This is a genomic window from Dictyobacter sp. Z7_2, from assembly GCF_057551105.1.
Map to the genome: position 1 here is coordinate 2442804 of NZ_BAAJPE010000001.1, position 18110 is coordinate 2460913.

The following is an 18110-nucleotide window of genomic DNA, read 5'->3' on the forward strand; positions in this document are numbered from 1 at the left end:
GCACGGCAAAGGAAGTGTGCAGCTGTTTGCATACTTGCCCGTTCAGCATGATCGTTCACAAATGATGATGTATACGACTTGCCTATTTTTACCATAGGCAAGTCGTCCTTCTGTGCAAAGGTGATTAGCTCGCAGGTACTACCTGTTGGGTGGTTGAACTACCTTCGAAGCGGGTCTTGGTTTTGAGATAGTTATTCACGTTGTCTTTGGTGACAAAGAGCAGTCCAGTGTTGGTGTTCGATGGCTGGGCCAGACCTCCTGAGAGCTTGTACAGGAAGAGTTGGACAACGGGGACGAATCCCTGGAGGTATGGTTGCTGGTCAATGGTGAAGTCGAGCGTTCCTTTTGAGATCGCTTGCAGCGTCAATGGCTCCAGGTCGTAGCCTCCACCGTGGATGCCCTGTGCTGCGAGGTTGTACTTCGCCATGACTTGACCAATGGCGCTGGTGCTACCACCGTCGACTGCGACCATTCCTTTGAGGTTTTTGTGCCCAAGATAATAGGCTTCGACTCTGTTAAGCTCACCTGTCTCTTCGGCACCTGTTGTGATTTCAACAAAATTGATTGGCTTGCCTGAAGCTTTAATGGCGTCTTTCACTCCATCGATACGAGGCTGAATGTTCAGCTGGCCCGGTGTCGCAATAAATCCTGCAATATCTCCGGAAGGAACAAGCTCAACCATCTTTTTGCCTACCTCAACGCCAGAGGCATAAAGATCCTGTCCAATATAAGCCAGTCGGGCGTTATTGCTCGATGCAGGAGCATCCGCGTTGTATGACACAACTGGAATGCCTGCTGCCAGGGCTCGCTTAACTGGATCATTAAAAGCGTTGGCGTCAGTCAGTGCGATTGCTATGCCATCAACTTTGGCGGCGATGGCCGTATTCATCTGGTCAACCATCTGAGATGCCAGGCTTGTTTCTGATCCGACCCATTGAGGTTCGGCACATCCAAGCGCGGCCGCTGCATCTGCCATACCATAGCGGGTTGGTACGAAGAAGGTGTTGGTGGTGACGTGGTTGACGAAGGTGAATTTCCATGCGGGATGCGATGGAAAATTGCCAAATGTGTTGCCTTTTGATGTCGTTGTGGTGGTGTCACCGCATGCTGCTAATAATGATGAGACCGATAGACCTGCAACTCCGGTTGCTGAACCGGCTAATAATGTGCGGCGATTGAGATGGACATTTGGAATGTTAAGAGCGGAATTTTTCTCTTTCATTAGGACTGCCTTTCAATTCTCGAAACAACTTTGTTGGGATCGTGGACCGTCTTTCAACTCTTATAAAACCACCTTGTTTTATTTGCTAGCTTGCACGCAACTCTCATAACCACCTTGTTGAATATATAGCACAAGCCAACCTCTAAATACAAGATTGTGACCTCCTGAAACTACCCCTCCTTTTTCTCGCTTTCATGTATAAGAAAACACATTGGATGCTCAAAGTTTCCAATGCGCTCGTGGTTGGAGATGTCAGTGTGTCAGATAAATCATGATCTTGAAAACCGCTAGAGGTAAAAGTACAGATCGTCAAAAATATTCTGCACTATTAAAATAACTCTGGCGTATCGTTCTCACACCAAAAAGAAATTCCAGATAAATCAATCAGTCAACACATACATAGTCGTAATTATAGTGCCCGATTTGATCAATGTCAATTCCCAAATGTGCATAATTATAAATAGAGGCATTCTTGCATGTCTGTACAGGCATATATAGTTATATTAGCTATATGATCTATGCTCAAATGTGCTTTTTAAGTGGATCGAGCCAGCTTTTTATCAGCTATAAAGAAGCGCTTCTGGAGAGAAAGAAACGCTTCTCAAAAAGCTTTAAACGCCTAACTCTCTGCACATATGTGCAGAGAGTAGCGTCGCACGCTTGCGTGCGATGTCCCACTCGACGTACGATCAGGCCGGCTAGCGTGGCTCGCCGAGATCGTGCTGTCTCGTACGATTCGCTGGGACATCGCACGCAAGCGTGCGACGCTACTTTGAGGTTGATGCTACTTTGGGGGTCTCGGATGGGGTGGGGGCTGCTTTGTCGTTGCCTGGTGCTTTGGCTTGATTTTGTTCCTGGGCTGTACGCTCGATTGCCTGACGTTCGCGCAGTTTGTTGCGACGAGCTCGACGATATTCAATCAAGGCGTTCCAGGCTTTGTACACGAGTGGCTTGTAGACATAATCCTGAGTGTTAATCACCAGTCGTGAGAAGCCATCAAACCCTTTTTTAAATTCGTAAACGCCCCACATCTCTTCGTTCGGCTTGAGGATGTTTGGAATGGCGCGGAAGTCGAAGAAGGTGCAACCGTGTTCTTTGGCCCACAGGAAGCATTGATATTGGATCAGATAGGTGGCTTTCAGGTTGCGCTTCTGATTGGATGATCCACCAAACATATCCCAGCACCAATCGCCGACCTTAATCAGCATTTTGGTTGCGATCGCCTCGCCCTCATGCTCGGCCAGAAAAAGGACTGCCTGCCCCTGCCTGTGGTAGTGCTCGAAAATTTGTTTATGATATTCTTTGCTATGGATAAAGAAATCGTCGCGCTCACTGGTGGTTGAGAGGATACTATAATAAGCATCGAAATCCGCATCGGTTGTGGCTTCGCGAATCGTGACTCCTTTGCGCTGTGATGAGCGGACATTTTGACGCCAGGTCATTTTAAAGTTGGCAAGCAGGGTTTCTGCACTGGGACTCAGATCAAGCACCCAGCTCCGACGCGAGACGCCGGTATGTGTATTGGTCTGGAAGCCCAGACGCTTGAATGCCTGGAGCCATGCTTCTACCTGAGGATCGTCGTCGGCGATGTTTGGATCGATACGCAGCACAACGGCCTGCTCTTTGCGGGCGATACTCTGGGCATGGCTGACTAATGCTCCCAGGATGGGCGCATCAGGATCTTCTAGAATGGGTCCGCGAATACAATAGAGGTAGTTCAGCCGGACGACTGGCAAGGGGATGGCTACTACATGCAGCTGCATAATGCCGACGAGCCGATGATCTTCCAGCGCACCCAGGCGATACACGCGCGCACCTAGATATTGATTCAGCTCTCCCCACTCATAGGATTGCATAAGATGCACATTTTTTTGTTGACTGACGAACGTGTTCCACTGTTCGCGATCGCTAATCTCTTGAATAGTTATATGCGCTGATGTATTCATAATAGATAATACTTTCTATCTAGCCCTTCTTGCTATCTTTGTATGCTTCGCACCACAAATCTTCCTGTGCTACTGAACAGTTCTGCTCTTCACACCTTATTGGTATACCATATTTAGATACTCTAAAGATAGCACACAGCACTTTTGGATCATCTTCGGATAGGATCGGAATGGGTTTTATCCTCTTTTAAAATTGCTTTGACCCTCTATCTCTGATGATAAGAAGCGGTAAGCTTTCCAACCATGCCATGCGACTTTGCTTCGGTTAAGCCAGATCATTTTTTTTGCTCTGATTTGTCGATGTAATCCTAGGAGTAAATCTTTACCCCAAAGCACTCAATACAACGTCTAGGTTCTATAAATTGAACTGTAGGAGCATTTATATTGCATTAGTTGAATATGTAATGCTATAAATATAGCATAGCAAATTTTTATGCTTGGCTGTTTCAGGAATACAGTTCAGTTTCAATCAAGGATGCTGTTCAGACAAAGTAAACTATTGTCTTGTAAGAGTGTTATTTGTGTAATATTATCAGAGGAGTCAAAACCTTGGCCAGACATAAACGCGAAGAAGTTCAAGAAGAGACGGTTGCGAACGAGAACGCTTCAGGTAAGGATCTGCTTACCGTGCGCGAGGTCGCTCGCCACTTACGTGTCGATGATACTACTGTACGTCGTTGGATTAAATCCGGGGCTTTGGATGCTGTTGCTTTGCCACATAGTGGCAAACGTTGTGGCTATCGTGTACGCAAAAATACACTCGATGCGCTATTCAATACAACTTCCACTGCGGCCGTCTAAGCATGTTCGTTCTATAAAAACTGGAATGATTGTTTAAAGCTCACTGCTTTTTTCTCTCGTTTTTTGTTTGATAGAACCTCTTTACTCCTAAAAGGGAACGATTTTGTCCGAGATTGTTCCCTTTTCTTCTGGCTTGAGTGGCTTTCACTCTGAGATCCTTTCCTGACTATTGGTTATCTGTGCCATTTTTGTTTGATAATGGTTTCCTCTTTGCGTTTACATGAATAACCTATAAAATCTATAGGCCATACTATTCTGTTGCCTTTTTCTTGTCCGACGTAGCTATGTAAATCTATCAACGTTCGCGGATAAAGTGTCAATGACGTGCGGACCTGAGCGCAGAAGGGCATGTTTCTGGATAGTAGTGGGGATGGAGTGCCTATCTCTAGCGAGGAGCGTCGCATGGTTCAATGGTTGATTGTTATTGGAGGAATTGTATTATCTGATCTTGTCTTAAGTGGTGATAATGCTTTGATTATTGGGGTTGCCGCATCTGGCTTACCGCAAAAGCAGCGCTTGTGGGCGATTATCTGCGGCGGCGGCGGCGCCATCATTTTACGTATCTTCTTGACTATTCTGGCTACCGTGATTTTGCAGATTCCCTACCTCGGTGCCTGTGGTGCGGTTATTTTGCTTGGCATTGCCGTGAAACTCTTGTTTGATCGCAGTAAAGATGCTACGAAAACGCCCGCGGACATCCATCGTGAGCAGGAGATTTTGAAGCACAAGGGCGATAACGGTCTCTTCGCATCTTTCGTGACTATTTTAGTGGCTGATGCCACCATGAGCCTGGATAATGTTCTGGCGGTGGGAGCATTAGCTGAAGGGAACATCTTCTTTCTGATCGTAGGCCTGGTCATCAGTCTGTGTATCTTGCTTGTCGGTAGTTCGCTGATTGCGCGGCTGATGGATCATTTGCCATGGCTGTTGGATCTTGCCTGTCTTGTCCTGGCCTGGACCGCATCGCATATCCTGCTGGGCGATGATAGCTTACAAGATTTCTTTGTCCAGTTCCCCTGGATACAGTATGCTGCCCCTGTGGTGGCTCTGGCCGTTGTCTCGCTGGCCGATCTTTTTCTGTACCGACGCGTCCAGAAAATAAAATATCAGCAATAATGCAGATTCTTTTACAACGCTCCTCCAGTTGCAAGTGAACCTGCATTCTTGTTTTATCTGTCCCGAACTTCTTAATTTTCTGGCACGTATGCTGTAAGAGGATTATTTTCTGTGAGGATTATGGGTGATTCTGATATCATCATCTGGCGCTGGTGGACGTTGACGAGGGCTATGAGTGATTCTGATATCGTCATCTGGCGCTGGCGTGCGCGTGTTACTCCTCTGACTGAATGGTGGCTGCGCGTATGTGAGTGACTTGCCTTGCAATACCGCAACCAGTGGATCAAGATTGGTATTGGTGAATGGAAGCTGCGGCGCTTGATGGAGCTGTTCCGCCTGCTGGATGATCTGGACCGACAACGAGACTGCATGCTCTATACGTTGGAGGTCTCTCTCCGCCTGAACTGCACGTTGTAGACGGACAAGCAATGTATTCAAGGCTCGGGCGATCTGCCAGAGGGCATTGTCTTGCGTTAATGGAGCGCGCGCATTAAAGTTGCCGTTCGCTACGGCCACATGTGTCTTCAAGATCTCTTTAATCCCATCTTCCAGCTCTTGTTTTTGATCCCCTAGAGCATGCTCCAGCGTGGCGATCATCTCGGCTCGATCGGCGCGTTCAATGGCTCTGGTTGTGCTGCGTACCCACACGTAGGAGACACCGGCTACGATGAATTGGAGCGCAATGGGCCTGATCATCAATGGAATAAATTGACTTTGCAAATCCAGATTCATCGGGGCCAGATGGGGTTGTAGTGTCAGGCTGGCCAGTACGATAAGCGAGTTGATAAAAGCGATGATGAATACGGTCCGTGCCGGTAGCAATGAGACGGCTAATAATTCGGCCATAATATACAGGTCATAAAGCTGAATACTTGGCTCATCCAGAGGGGTGAGCATGACTAGTGCCAGACTAAGCATCAGTTCATACATGGCTACGATAATCACTGCGGCCAGAGCTGTGAAACCATAGCGATTTAAGATCAGGCCTGTGAAGGCCGAAAGGATTAATCCTCCATCCGCCCAGGCAATATTTGGGTTGCGTAACAGGAGGCAACACGGTAGGAATACGATGACGACAATTGTGTAATAGAATAATACGATGCTCAGCAGTTGGGATTTGCGTACCGCTTCACGTTTGTAAAAGCTCGTATCGTTTCCAACCTCTGCTATTGAGGTGAGCTCGAACCACCACTGGAGTGCCGTGGGCCGTTGCATTGCATCACGTTTTACTACCTCTGTGGGAGACCAGTGCTTCCTGGTGAGAGACTTTTCTGGAGATATTTGATCGGTCATAGTCAAGACTTCCCTTCTACCTTTACACCATAATTACAATTAATTTCATCGAAAGCAGTACGCGTAACGCCTCTTCTGTGACCTCCGCTGAAAGAATTGAGTTGGATTTGATATCGTCAATGTTGAGCACACCGTCGATCAAATCGTACACGCTCGATAACATCAATTTTTGTTTCGATGTCCAACTGTCTAATTTTTCCAGTTCAAGTGGAGCAATAATTTTAGGGACGGGTGAGTGCTGCGTACCACGCAGTGGTGTCGTTGTTTTCGGCTGCGCTGAAAGAGGTACCGAATTGGATGCCAGCGTCCATTCAAATGGACCATGTTCTCGATCCACACGCACAAGAAAATCCTTGTCGATTGAGTGGCGTTGATCATGTTTATCCTCTATATAGCACGTGACAACCATTCCTTCAATCAGGTGCAAAAAACCCTTACAACGTCCACGAATACCTGGTACATGTTGTAATTCCGCATGTAGCAGCCCATTTTTTCGGTAGCGCTCGAATAATGCAAGACTGAACTCAAGACCAAGACTTGCATCGATATTCTCTTTACCCACGATGCACCTTTTACCATCTATCAGATATAAAGACCATGTCATTCACACATTTTTTCTAAAGTTGTTATTTCTTGTGTTACTTGTGTTGTGAAGAATAGAACTTGTCTTTATCAAAAAAATGTTATGACATAATTGGGTTCGCAGAATAAAATCTAACATAGTCTTATGTGCTACGTCTATTAAATCTGCATTAATAAGTGCATATATTTTAAGGTTGCAGGCACTTGAGTTAAGCGAACGTTGTGATGGGCTGCTCGGCAGATTGTTCTTTTTCCCATGGGGGCGAACTGATGGGCACTTCTATGACTGTGGGTCCCGGATGATGAGCGGCATTTTGAATGGCGAGACTGAGTTCTTCTGGTGTCCTGACGTGTATGCCGTGGACATGAAATGCGCTCGCTAAGGCAATGAAGTCGGGAGAGATGAGGTCTGTGGCGATGTAGCGTTGCTCATAATTTTTATGCTGGTCTTTTTTGACGCGTGTGAAGGTTGAGTCGTTGAAGATGATGATAATAATCGGTAATTTCTCTTGTGTGGCTGTTGCCAGCTCACTGCTATTGAGTAGAAAGCCACCATCTCCGCAGAGAGCGATGACTGCTTGCTCTGGAACTGCTACCTGAGCTCCCAATGCCAGCGGAAGAGCGCTACCAATGGTGCAGAGCTCGCTGGGATGGATAAATGTCCGTGGTTGATGTCGGGGAAGACATTGTGCGGCTGCATAGCCAAGCATTGTCATATCTGCTACCACGACCGTATCGGCGGGCAGCCGTTCCAGTGCTGCGCTAACGCCTGCCAGCAGCTTGAGGTTTTCACCTTGAAAGCTTTCTGTATATTGATAGAGAATTGTACGTAAGCTATCAAGTTGGTCTTGCGGTGACAGACGCTCTTGTGGATCATCTTGCATGATGCTATAGAGCTCTTCGAGGGCGCATTTTGCGTCGGAGACGATGCCCACCTGTGCGGGATAGTTATGCCTGATCTCCTGCGGATCGATATCTATATGAATCAATTTGTCGCTAAATGGCAGGCGCTGATTGTTGGTACGTTCGGCTCCTAGCTTGCTTCCCACGACGAGGACGGCGTCGTGGCTGGCGATAAATGTGTCGAGCTCTGGAGGAAGATTGTCGTTGGTGCTGATGACGAGAGGATGCTGCGTTGGTAGAACGTCATGACTTTTACTGGCCAGGAGTACGGGAGCTTGCAGGAGTTCGGCCAGCAGGAGCAGTTGTGTGTTGGCTCCAGAGAATGTGACGCCTGCGCCTGCGACAATCAACGGATGATGCGCGTCGCGCAGGATAGTGGCCGCCTCGACCAGAGCTTCTCTGGCAGGTCGAGGTCTTTGGCTAAGTTCGGGCGTGGGAATGATCATTTCGGCGGATTGCGTGAGGATATCATAGGGGATTTGGAGATAGGCTCCACGTGGACGGCCCTGGCGCATAATTTGAAAAGCTTCCTGCAAAGCAGCAGGGATCTCCTCAACACGCTCGATGGCCCGTGCCCATCCCACCAGCGAGCGCATAACGCCTAGCTGATCTTTGACCTCGTGAAGTTCGCCTCTGGCTGCCCCCTGAGAAGTAAGAGAAAGTGCACTACTAATAATCAGGAGAGGGATCGAATCCGCATAAGAGCTTGCTGCCGCTGTGCAGACGTTTGTCACGCCTGGTCCGGTGATGGTGCAGACAACTCCAGGACGTCCAGAAATGCGGGCATATCCTTCAGCCATGAAGCCTGCACCCTGTTCGTGTCGGGCCAGAATATGGCGCATGTCCGGTTCATGATAAATGGCGTCATAGATGGGGAGCGTGTGAACGCCAGGGATACCGAAGATTGTGTCGACGTCGTAGGCCTGTAACGTCGCAATAATTGCTTGAGCGCCAGTGAGATATGTCCTGTTGGGCACGTGAGAAACTCCTCTACATCATTTTTCGATAGTAAAACAAATGCCTATTCTTATATCTGAGAATAGTGTCTAATCATATTTTTTCTTAGCTTACCACATTGAACGTAATCGACATATATATAGCCTTTTATTACCTGTTCTCAGCTAAGACGGGTTGCTTATGTTAGCTAGATAGTTTATCTTTCGTCGTATATGCAATACAAAGTAGTACAACATTGTATATTTATAGACGTATCTATGAAAAGTATAGACACATCTGTAGAAATTTGTCATGCATAAGGAGTGGGTGGAATGAAGTTGTTCGATCGATTAAAACGTTTTCACATTGGAAGGTATGAACTCTATCTCGCGGGGATTGTCCTCATTGGGTTGGCAATTCGTCTGGCTTTGATTACGCTCAATTGGCCAATCACAAATAGTGATGAAGGGAATATGGGTGTGTTGGCAAACCATGTTGCTTATAATGGCGAATGGCCTATATTCTTTTATGGTCAACGTGGCGAGCTCTATGTTGGGCCTATCGAGGGCTATGTTTCCGCGCTTTTGTTTCGTGCCTTCGGATCCTCCCTGTTTATGCTACGACTGGGTTTATTACCATTTTTTGCCTTGTTTCTTGTGTGTATGTATGGATTAACTTGCTTACTTCAGACCAAAAAATTTGCTCTCTTTATCGCTATCCTCTTTTCTTTCGGTGCCTCAAGTATTGTCTTCTTGCAGATGAAGGCTGTAGGTGAATATCCAGAGACGGAATTTTTTGCTGTTGCTATCTGCCTGATCGCTGTGTGGCTGGCCCTGTCGCTGCCTATGGATCCCTCCATCAAGCGGCTTAATTTCTTTCGAATTGGCATCTATGGTTTGTTAGGATTGTTCATCGGATTAGCTATGTGGGTTGATATGCTCATCCTGCCTTTTGCCTGTATGGGTATCCTCTTCTTACTTCTTTTCTGCCGCCGCGAGGTCTTTTCTTTCGCCGGATTAAGCTTACTGCTTGGCAGCATCGTCGGGCTTTTGCCTCTAATTATCTATAACATACAAGTTCCTTTCGATCAAGGTTCCATCGCCGAGTTGATGAATATTCATAATGGAACCAGCGATGTCCAAGCGCCGTTTTTAGCCCATCTGGTTGGAGCATTTGGCATTAGTCTGCCTCAGATACTGAGTTATAATCCCGTGTGCCAGCAAGCAACTTATCCTTTCTTTGGTGGTACCGATGTGACTTGTGGCATTATGCAATATAGTTGGGGGATTGGGTATCTGATTTTGTTTACGATCGCGGTTGTTCTGTCTTTTAAGGTCGTTCGGAATATTTGGAGCCATCGTAATGGTACATCACTCTTTGCACCTGATCTGACCTTTGAGCAGCGTCAGACAATGATCCGTGAATGTGGTCGCTTGATGGTGATGATTTGTGCGCTTGGCACGCTTGTGCTCTATGCGACGAGTGCCTCTGTTACCTCATCACCTGGTGTTACCACGCGTTATCTGATTGGTGTGCTCATCTCGGTACCGACTGTGTTATGGCCTTTGTGGAACGGCATTCGTTCTTTACATGACTCAGCTCCCTGGAAGAAAACCGCTGGTCTATGGACGCGACGCTTCTTCTTAGCTCTGGTGATGGGCATGTTTATCTATGGAACCAGTCTGATTTTTATCAATGAGGTACCTGTGGCTCAGCTTACTTATAGTAATCAGCAAGACATTGTCAAGCATCTGGAGTCCCTGAATGTCAGGTACGTCTATTCTGAATATTGGACATGCAATAACTTGATCTTCCTCAGCAATGAAAAGATTATTTGTAGCTCTCTGGATGAGGAGCTTCATCTTGGTAATAACCGCTATCTCCCCTATCAAACAGCAGTAGAGAAAGCTGCAAATCCCTCCTACATTTTTCCCAATGGCTCGCCTCAGAATCAGGTCTTCCGGGAGCAGGTTGCTCAGAAAACAGTTACGACAACCTATCGAAGAACCCTTCTGCATGGCTATACTATCTACACACCATTGCATTAATACATCTTTTATTGATATATAAGGAAAATGAATCAAAAATTCTTTGTGCCTTTCTGCCGGTAGGTTTTATCTGGTAGCAGATCTCTCCTACCAAAGAGGCCAATTTGTGTCATGGACAAAGGGTCTCATGTGTGTTGGCGTGAGGGAAGTTCTCGACACCAAAATCTTCATTGATGTACATTGACACATGATGATGCGTGTGTTATTTTTATATCTTATATTGATAGTAGAAATATATGCTGAGTTAATCTCATGGAAATGACTGTTAACAGAGGTGTTCAGGCTATGAGATTTTCAGGATATCAATGTGTGATTTTGTTATCCAAAGGAGGATAAAAGCATGGCAGGTAATAAATGTGTTGTATATGTTGAACCTGGAAAAGTAGAAGTACGTACCATTGAGTATCCAAAGTTGGAACTGGCAGAGCAGCATCGCAAGTGCGAACACGGGGCTATTCTCCGTGTCATTGCCACGAACATCTGTGGTAGTGATCAACATATGGTGCGCGGACGCACTACGGCTCCTAAAGGACAAACACTGGGGCATGAGATCACGGGTGAAGTGATTGAGCTTGGGCGTGATGTCGAGTTTATTCGCAAAGGTGATATCGTCTCGGTGCCCTTCAACATCGCTTGTGGGCGTTGTCGCATGTGTAAGGCTGGTAATACTGGCGTATGCTTAAATGTCAATCCGGCGCGACCGGGGGCAGCCTATGGGTATGTTGATATGGGCGGTTGGATCGGTGGGCAGGCGCAATATGCGATGGTCCCTTATGCCGATTGGAACCTTTTGAAGTTTCCTGACAAGGCTCAGGCGATGGAGAAGATGAAGGATCTGACGATGCTCTCTGATATCTTTCCAACCGGCTATCATGGAGCTTTTTCCGCTGGTGTAACGACGGGATCAACCGTCTATATTGCTGGAGCCGGCCCGGTGGGACTGGCGTGCGCTGCGTCGTGTCAACTTTTGGGCGCGGCAGCTGTGATCGTTGGAGATATGAATCCTCAACGTTTGGAACAGGCTAGAAGCTTTGGCTGTGAGACAGTGGATCTCCGCACGAAGGCTGATCTTCCAGCCATGATTGAGCAGATTGTCGGCGAGCCCGTGGTGGATGCGGCGATCGATTGTGTGGGATTTGAGGCCCGTGGACATGGCCATGATGCTGGCGAGGCTCCCGCTACAGTGCTAAATGATGTTATGGGGATTACCCGTGTAGCCGGGCGTCTCGGTATCCCTGGACTGTATGTGACGGGCGACCCTGGTGGCATAGACGAAAATGCGAAGAAGGGCCAACTTGGTGTACAAATGGGCCTTGGCTGGGCGAAATCGCTCTCCTTTACCACTGGCCAGACTCCTGTGATGCGCTATCATCGCCAGTTGATGATGGCTATTTTGCATGATAAGGTGCACATTGCAAAGGCAGTCAACGCAACGGTGATTCCTCTTGAAGATGCTCCACAAGGTTATCGCGATTTTGATAAGGGTGTGGCAAAGAAATTTGTCCTTGATCCTAACGGATTACTCAATTAACCTCTTGAGATGCATGATGGTTGGTGTAGACGTTTGAAAAGATGTCTCTGACCATCATGCATTTACTTGTTTCGAGCGCTCTGCATGTGCTGAGAATATGGCCAATCCTGTCGCCACGTTGCCCTTCTCCTTTGTGTCGTGAGTATACTGTATAGTAAAGACTTACTCATCTTTTGTTTCCGCAGGGGTAACAACAATTTTTTGACGAAGAAGGAGTAAAGGCGTGGATAGTGCTGAATTTATCGATTATGCGGATACCTATATCGAAGCATCCGTAGATTACATTCTTGACCATATGCAAAAGTGTGGCTTTTACCACGAAGATTGTGACAATGGCCTGTGGACTGCCCTCTATGATGAAATTGGTCATTTTTTAATGCGAAGCTACGATCGGCACATCGTTGAGGATGTTCTTGCGGCAGGTGATACTATGTGTTGGGCCTTTGGCTCTTCTGAGACCGTTGAAGGTTGGAGCTGGATTCGCGGTGATGCGTCGTCGCTACAACGTGAAGAGGGACCTATCTGGCAGGCATTGAGAAATGTTGGCATGAGCGTGGTAAATTTCTACGACAGTTTTCCTCAAAATCACTGGATAGAGATATGGTATGGTCCAAATACGTTGAAATTGATCAAGCACGAGGACAAGCGCATCATAGTAGCTCTGCCGAGCCATATTGAAGCTCGCATCGAGCTCCTTCAGCATACGCTCAACGAGTATTATATCAAAGACTATCAGGATGAGCGCGAAGTTGAAGCTACGGATGCGTCTGGGATGGTTGTCGTTGTGCGTCAAAAAACCAGCTCAGATCCCGAGACTGGCCTACCTGTACAGCTCTATACCTGTCAGATCGAGCAGCCGCGTGGTTCATTGCTATTTACCAGCCAGAAATTTCCCTCGCCGTCGCTGGACGCGCTCGTGCTGATGATGTGTTATGACTTTGCTGAGTTCGAGCAGTTTTTTATTCAAAATCGCTTTCAGGAACGTTTTGGGCCGATTGGTGGCCTGAGTCATAGAGGAGAGTGGAAAACGCTGGAGCGGGCACATCAAGAGGCTATAGCACGCTCTATGGCCCAGCATCAGAACACTCAAGCTTTCTCCGAATAGATCATGTTCATCCAATTCAATATTCCCCTCTATATCAGGTCGATGATATTCTTTCTCGCTGGCTTACTACCAAAACTGATCTGAAAAGTTACAGTATCTTTGAAACAGCATTTAAGTAGTACTTTGAGAGGACGGCTTATTCCTTGTTGTTATGTTTCATCTTTTATAGCCGTTTATTAGGATGAGCTTCTGATTTGTCTACTCTAGAGCACAAATTAGACAATGTAAGAGCCCAAACTATTGTACTATTGTTGAATGCATGCTATTTTGAAGACCAGGGATAAAATGGCCCTTTTCATTCTAAAGATATATATTTTTATGCATATCTTTTACAATTGAATGCAATTCTCAGGCGAGGAGAAACATATATGCAGTGTCGGGTTTGTGGAGCACCTCTACCTCCTGGTGCCAGCACGTGCTCTTATTGTGGGAATGTTGTGGTGCCCGCAGCCAACCAGCCAGGATATAGTGGACCACCTTCTAATTATGGAGCTCCCTATCAACAGCCGGGGCAGTGGGGACCGCAGCAGCCTCCGTCAGGGCAGTGGGGACCGCAGCAGCCTCCATCGGGACAATTAGGACCACAGCAGCCCCCATCGGGACAGTGGGGACCACAGCAACGCCCATCGGGGCAATTGGGGCCTCTGCCCCCATCGTATCAGCCCCCATCGGGACAGTGGGGACCACAGCAACGCCCATCGGGGCAATTGGGGCCTCTGCCCCCATCGTATCAGCCCCCATCGGGACAATGGGGACCACAGCAGCGACCATCAGGACAACTGGGACCTTTGCCCCCATCGTATCAGCCCCCATCAGGACAATGGGGACCACAGCAGCCACCGTCAGGACAATTAGGACCACAGCAGCCACCGTCGGGGCAATGGGGAGCCGGGCAGCCTTCATCGTATCAGCAGCCCTCTGGGCAATGGGGAGTGAGTCAGTCGGTGGATCCAACGACCCCTTATCAGCATCCAGGCTCGGCGTTCTATAATCGTCCGGGAGCGAAATCGCAGCCGCTTGGTCGACCAGGATATGGGCAACAGCAGCCAGTGACAGATAAGAAAAAATCCCTGGGATTAATCTTTGGTGTTGTTGCACTTGTTGTTATCCTGGGGATTGTTGCCTCGCTCGTTGTCTCATCCTTACTTAATCCTGGAAGTGGCACCGCTACCACCAATCCTACGCCCGTTGCCACCAGCAGCGCGCATACTCCAGCAGCAACGGCCAGTACACCGACGACGGTCGCTACTACACCAACCGTTGCGATTACTACGACGCCAGTGGCCAATGGCACTGCTCCGTCGGGTAAAGCCATCGATGCTACTGCGGCACAAATTGTGACAAATGTAGAGACATCGAGCGCGGTAGATGCTGCTTCGCTAGAAGCTCCTGCGGGTACTGTCACCTCGACGTTTAAGGTAAACGCTCCTATTTATGTCTTATTTCATCTGGATACGACGAAATTTGATGCCACGACTGAGAAAGATTATGTGAATGTACGCTTCTATACAGATTCGACAAGTATTGTACAGGACGATCCATTGCAGATAAAGGCGTATGAGACGGTCGGATATTTTGAGGCGAAATATTACACTGCGACTACAACAGGAGCTGCCGAGATTTATTGGTGCCATATTGCTGATTGTAGCGATGGGAAATTGGCTCAGGTTGTACATTTCACCGTCACCGGGTAATCCTGTAGAGAGATAGTATTTATATTTGGTCACGAATTGATAAACTCCCCCTCTTTTGGGCCTCAATAGCTGCGACATTTAGCGATTTTTTATGTATGGCTGGCCTCTGTGATAATTGAGACCCATGAGGAGATCAACCATAGATAAAAAATCGCATTTTATATGCAACATATCGCTCATAACAACGGATACTCCTTTATTTATACAAAAGCGCCAGCTCTATTGGCGGCTAGCGCGCTCTATTAGCACTTTAAGATTCCATTTTTACGCTTAAGTTTTAGTAATCGAAAAGAAGTAATACTAGATAATTTTGTATCTATCGATACGTGTGAGCTTTAACGGATTTATAGCGTATTTACATTGGAAGAACTGCTTCATAGAGTTAAATTTATCTAAGGCGCATCATCTAAGAGTCGTTTTGGATATTGCACTGACACGCTATGACAGTTTGACTCTTATCCACTTTTATTCCTTCACAAAGGAGAGGTTCTCCATGCGAGCTACAAAAAAGTTAGCTTTTGGGATCATCCCCACTATGCTAGCGGCGCTGGCCGTCATCCTAAGTGCCTGTTGGGGCTCAGGCGCTTCCATCAGTGGCACGGACAGGGCACCAGCCAATCAGCAAGTCTTTAATCGACCAGAAGTGGGTCTATCGGATCTTACAACCTTTGATCCAGCTATGGTTGCTTCCTCAACCTCGCTGGTGCCGATCAGCATGGTCTTTACGGGTTTAGTCACCCTTGATGAGCAGCAAAAAGTGGTTCCAGAACTGGCCCAATCCTGGTCTACATCCAGTGACGGTCTGACCTGGACCTTCAGGTTGAAAGCACATCTAAAATTTAGCGATGGCACCGCTCTCACCTCAAAAGACGTCGTCTATAGCCTGGATCGAGCGCTTCAGCCTGCTCTACATTCGCCCGTCGCGCCCACCTATTTAAATTTAATCCAGGATTCCGATAAGCTACTGGCGGGCAAGATTTCTACCATTATCGGTGATAGCATACTGGCAACCAATCCAAGCACAGTTGTGATCAAGATTAACAAACCGGTCTCTTATTTTCTATCAGCACTGACTTATCCGACCGCCTTCGTTGTCGAGAAAAAGCTCATTGACGCCTATGGAAATGCCCATTTCACAGATCATCTCAACCAGGGCGGGGGGTCAGGACCATTTGAAGTCAAAAGCTATAGCCATAGCAATGGTGTCGTTCTGATCCCAAATCCCAACTATATTAAACAGAAGCCAGACATCACCGTAAATTTCCTCTTCTACAAAGACGTCAACGCTGCGTATCAAGCGTATCGTAATGGTCAGGTCGACCTGACGCCTGTCCCCACACCATTTTTGAGTCAGATTCAGAGCTCTAATGAGTATCATCAGACGCCCCTACTGGAGATCACTTATTATGGGCTGAATTTTAATGCCAAACCCTTTGACAACATCAAAATTCGTCAAGCGTTCGCGCTGGCGCTCAACAAAAGTCAAATGGTCAAAGTTGTCTACAAAAACGTCGTTGTCGCCACTAATCATATTATTCCGCAAGGCATGCCAGGTTATAATGCCAACCTCACAGGTCCCGATGGCACAACCAGTACCAGTGGAAATCCAGCGAGAGCTCAGCAATTATTTGTCGAAGGACTCCGTGAAGCAGGCTATGCTAGCGCTGCAGCCTTGCCCAGGATAAAATTTGCTTATCCAAGTGGGAGTTCTGAGAGCAATCGAGAGATCGAGATCGCCATCAACGAATGGAAAGAGGTGCTTGGAGTTGATGTTCAGGCCCAGCCCATGGACTTTGATACTTTAACGAATATGCAGCCTCAAACGGTGGGGAACAGTCGCTTGCAAATGTTTCAATCATCCTGGAATAATGATTATCCCGATGCGCAAGACTTCACCACGCTCCAATTCAGTGCTGGCTCGCCCAATAACGCTACCAACTATGGACAAAACACTACTCCCGCCGCTGCGCAGCAGGTGCAAGTTCAGCAGGAGCTGAGTGCCGCTGACGTTGAGAAAAATACAAGCAAGCGCAACGCTCTGTATAACGATGCCGAGCAGCAACTGGTTAACGATGTGGCCTGGTTGCCGATGTATCAAGGGACAAACTCATGTGCGCTCAAGTCATATGCCCATGGATACGTCTTTGATGCCACAAATATCATCCCACCCTTTAATTGGGCCAATCTCTACATTGCAAAGCATTGAGACTTCTAGCGAAGTGGTATGAGACCCGGAGTAGCGTACGGCCCTAATAGTTCTTCGCAGAAGCGCCTCTTTGTGTTTATAATAGAATAATATTAGTAGAAGGAAGGATGAAACACTAAATTTATGATGTCTGTTGAACCCTGCACATTGACCGGGGAGATTGTCCGTTTGGAGCCATTGCAGCCCAGGCATGCTGAAGATCTCTTTTTAGCTGGACAAGAGCCCGAGATGTGGCTTTATATGTCGACCAATCCATGTCTTTCCCGCGAGGCGATGGATCAATGGATCATCGATACGTTGCGCTCACAGCAGGCGGGCGAGTGTATACCGTTTGCGATTATTGAGCGCGCTACAGGACGGGCTATCGGCTCTACACGCTATCTGACCATTGTGCCGAAAGATTATGGCCTGGAAATTGGCTGGACCTGGATCGATCCTGCGGTCAGACGTACTGGAGTGAATACCGAGTGCAAATATTTATTATTGACCCAAGCTTTTGAGGTGTTGAAAGCTATCCGTGTGCAGCTGAAGACCGATAGCCGTAATCTGCGTTCGCAGGCGGCAATTGAGCGTATTGGAGGAGTGAAAGAGGGTGTGCTACGTAATCATATCATTTTGGCTGATGGATATCGGCGCCACTCTGCCTATTTCAGTATCATTGATAGTGAATGGCCGTTGGTGAAAGCTGGATTAGAGACGAAAATGCGGGCCTATTAAAGCGTAGGAT

13 protein-coding genes are annotated in these 18110 nt (G+C 47.4%); 8 read left to right on the top strand and 5 right to left on the bottom strand.

Features of this window, described 5'->3' with window-relative positions:
- Window positions 1-124: 124 nt before the first annotated feature.
- Window positions 125-1222: a substrate-binding domain-containing protein gene (locus AC27N8_RS09725; RefSeq protein ID WP_487066391.1), complete on the bottom strand. Its 1098-nt coding sequence runs from the start codon at window positions 1220-1222 to the stop codon at window positions 125-127.
- Between the two features lie 767 nt (window positions 1223-1989).
- Window positions 1990-3168, bottom strand: a complete 1179-nt coding sequence (locus AC27N8_RS09730; RefSeq protein WP_487066393.1) for a lipid II:glycine glycyltransferase FemX — start codon at window positions 3166-3168, stop codon at window positions 1990-1992.
- Window positions 3169-3717: 549 nt separating this feature from the next.
- Here AC27N8_RS09730 and AC27N8_RS09735 point away from each other — a divergent pair.
- Both AC27N8_RS09735 and AC27N8_RS09740 read left to right on the top strand, forming a co-directional pair.
- Window positions 3718-3969: a helix-turn-helix domain-containing protein gene (locus tag AC27N8_RS09735; RefSeq protein ID WP_487066395.1), complete on the top strand. Its 252-nt coding sequence runs from the start codon at window positions 3718-3720 to the stop codon at window positions 3967-3969.
- 402 nt (window positions 3970-4371) lie between these two features.
- Complete coding sequence (locus AC27N8_RS09740; RefSeq protein WP_487066397.1) at window positions 4372-5085, top strand: YjbE family putative metal transport protein; 714 nt, start codon at window positions 4372-4374, stop codon at window positions 5083-5085.
- A 102-nt stretch (window positions 5086-5187) separates the two neighbouring features.
- On the opposite strand, the gene AC27N8_RS09745 is transcribed toward AC27N8_RS09740, so the two are convergent.
- The 3 genes from AC27N8_RS09745 to AC27N8_RS09755 all read right to left on the bottom strand — a co-directional run bounded on the left by AC27N8_RS09745 (window position 5188) and on the right by AC27N8_RS09755 (window position 8840).
- Window positions 5188-6378 carry a methyl-accepting chemotaxis protein gene (locus AC27N8_RS09745; protein WP_487066399.1) on the bottom strand — a complete coding sequence of 397 codons (1191 nt, stop codon included), beginning with the start codon at window positions 6376-6378 and terminating at the stop codon, window positions 5188-5190.
- 22 nt (window positions 6379-6400) lie between these two features.
- Complete coding sequence (locus AC27N8_RS09750) at window positions 6401-6940, bottom strand: hypothetical protein (protein ID WP_487066401.1); 540 nt, start codon at window positions 6938-6940, stop codon at window positions 6401-6403.
- A gap of 229 nt (window positions 6941-7169) precedes the next feature.
- Entirely contained in the window at window positions 7170-8840 is a 1671-nt protein-coding gene (locus AC27N8_RS09755; RefSeq protein ID WP_487066403.1) for a thiamine pyrophosphate-binding protein, read from the bottom strand.
- 291 nt (window positions 8841-9131) lie between these two features.
- Between AC27N8_RS09755 and AC27N8_RS09760 the strand changes: the two genes are divergently transcribed.
- The 6 genes from AC27N8_RS09760 (at window position 9132) to AC27N8_RS09785 (ending at window position 18100) form a co-directional block, all read left to right on the top strand.
- A complete protein-coding gene (locus AC27N8_RS09760) occupies window positions 9132-10847 on the top strand; it encodes an ArnT family glycosyltransferase (protein WP_487066405.1) in 1716 nt (571 codons plus the stop codon).
- A 340-nt stretch (window positions 10848-11187) separates the two neighbouring features.
- Window positions 11188-12378: a formaldehyde dehydrogenase, glutathione-independent gene (gene fdhA / locus AC27N8_RS09765; RefSeq protein WP_487066407.1), complete on the top strand. Its 1191-nt coding sequence runs from the start codon at window positions 11188-11190 to the stop codon at window positions 12376-12378.
- A 223-nt stretch (window positions 12379-12601) separates the two neighbouring features.
- Window positions 12602-13483, top strand: a complete 882-nt coding sequence (locus AC27N8_RS09770) for a hypothetical protein (protein ID WP_487066409.1) — start codon at window positions 12602-12604, stop codon at window positions 13481-13483.
- 368 nt (window positions 13484-13851) lie between these two features.
- Window positions 13852-15177 carry a zinc ribbon domain-containing protein gene (locus AC27N8_RS09775; protein ID WP_487066411.1) on the top strand — a complete coding sequence of 442 codons (1326 nt, stop codon included), beginning with the start codon at window positions 13852-13854 and terminating at the stop codon, window positions 15175-15177.
- 493 nt (window positions 15178-15670) lie between these two features.
- On the top strand, window positions 15671-17383 hold the full coding sequence (locus tag AC27N8_RS09780) for a peptide ABC transporter substrate-binding protein (protein ID WP_487066413.1): 1713 nt from the start codon (window positions 15671-15673) through the stop codon (window positions 17381-17383).
- 123 nt (window positions 17384-17506) lie between these two features.
- On the top strand, window positions 17507-18100 hold the full coding sequence (locus AC27N8_RS09785; RefSeq protein WP_487066415.1) for a GNAT family N-acetyltransferase: 594 nt from the start codon (window positions 17507-17509) through the stop codon (window positions 18098-18100).
- The last annotated feature ends 10 nt before the right edge of the window (window positions 18101-18110 follow it).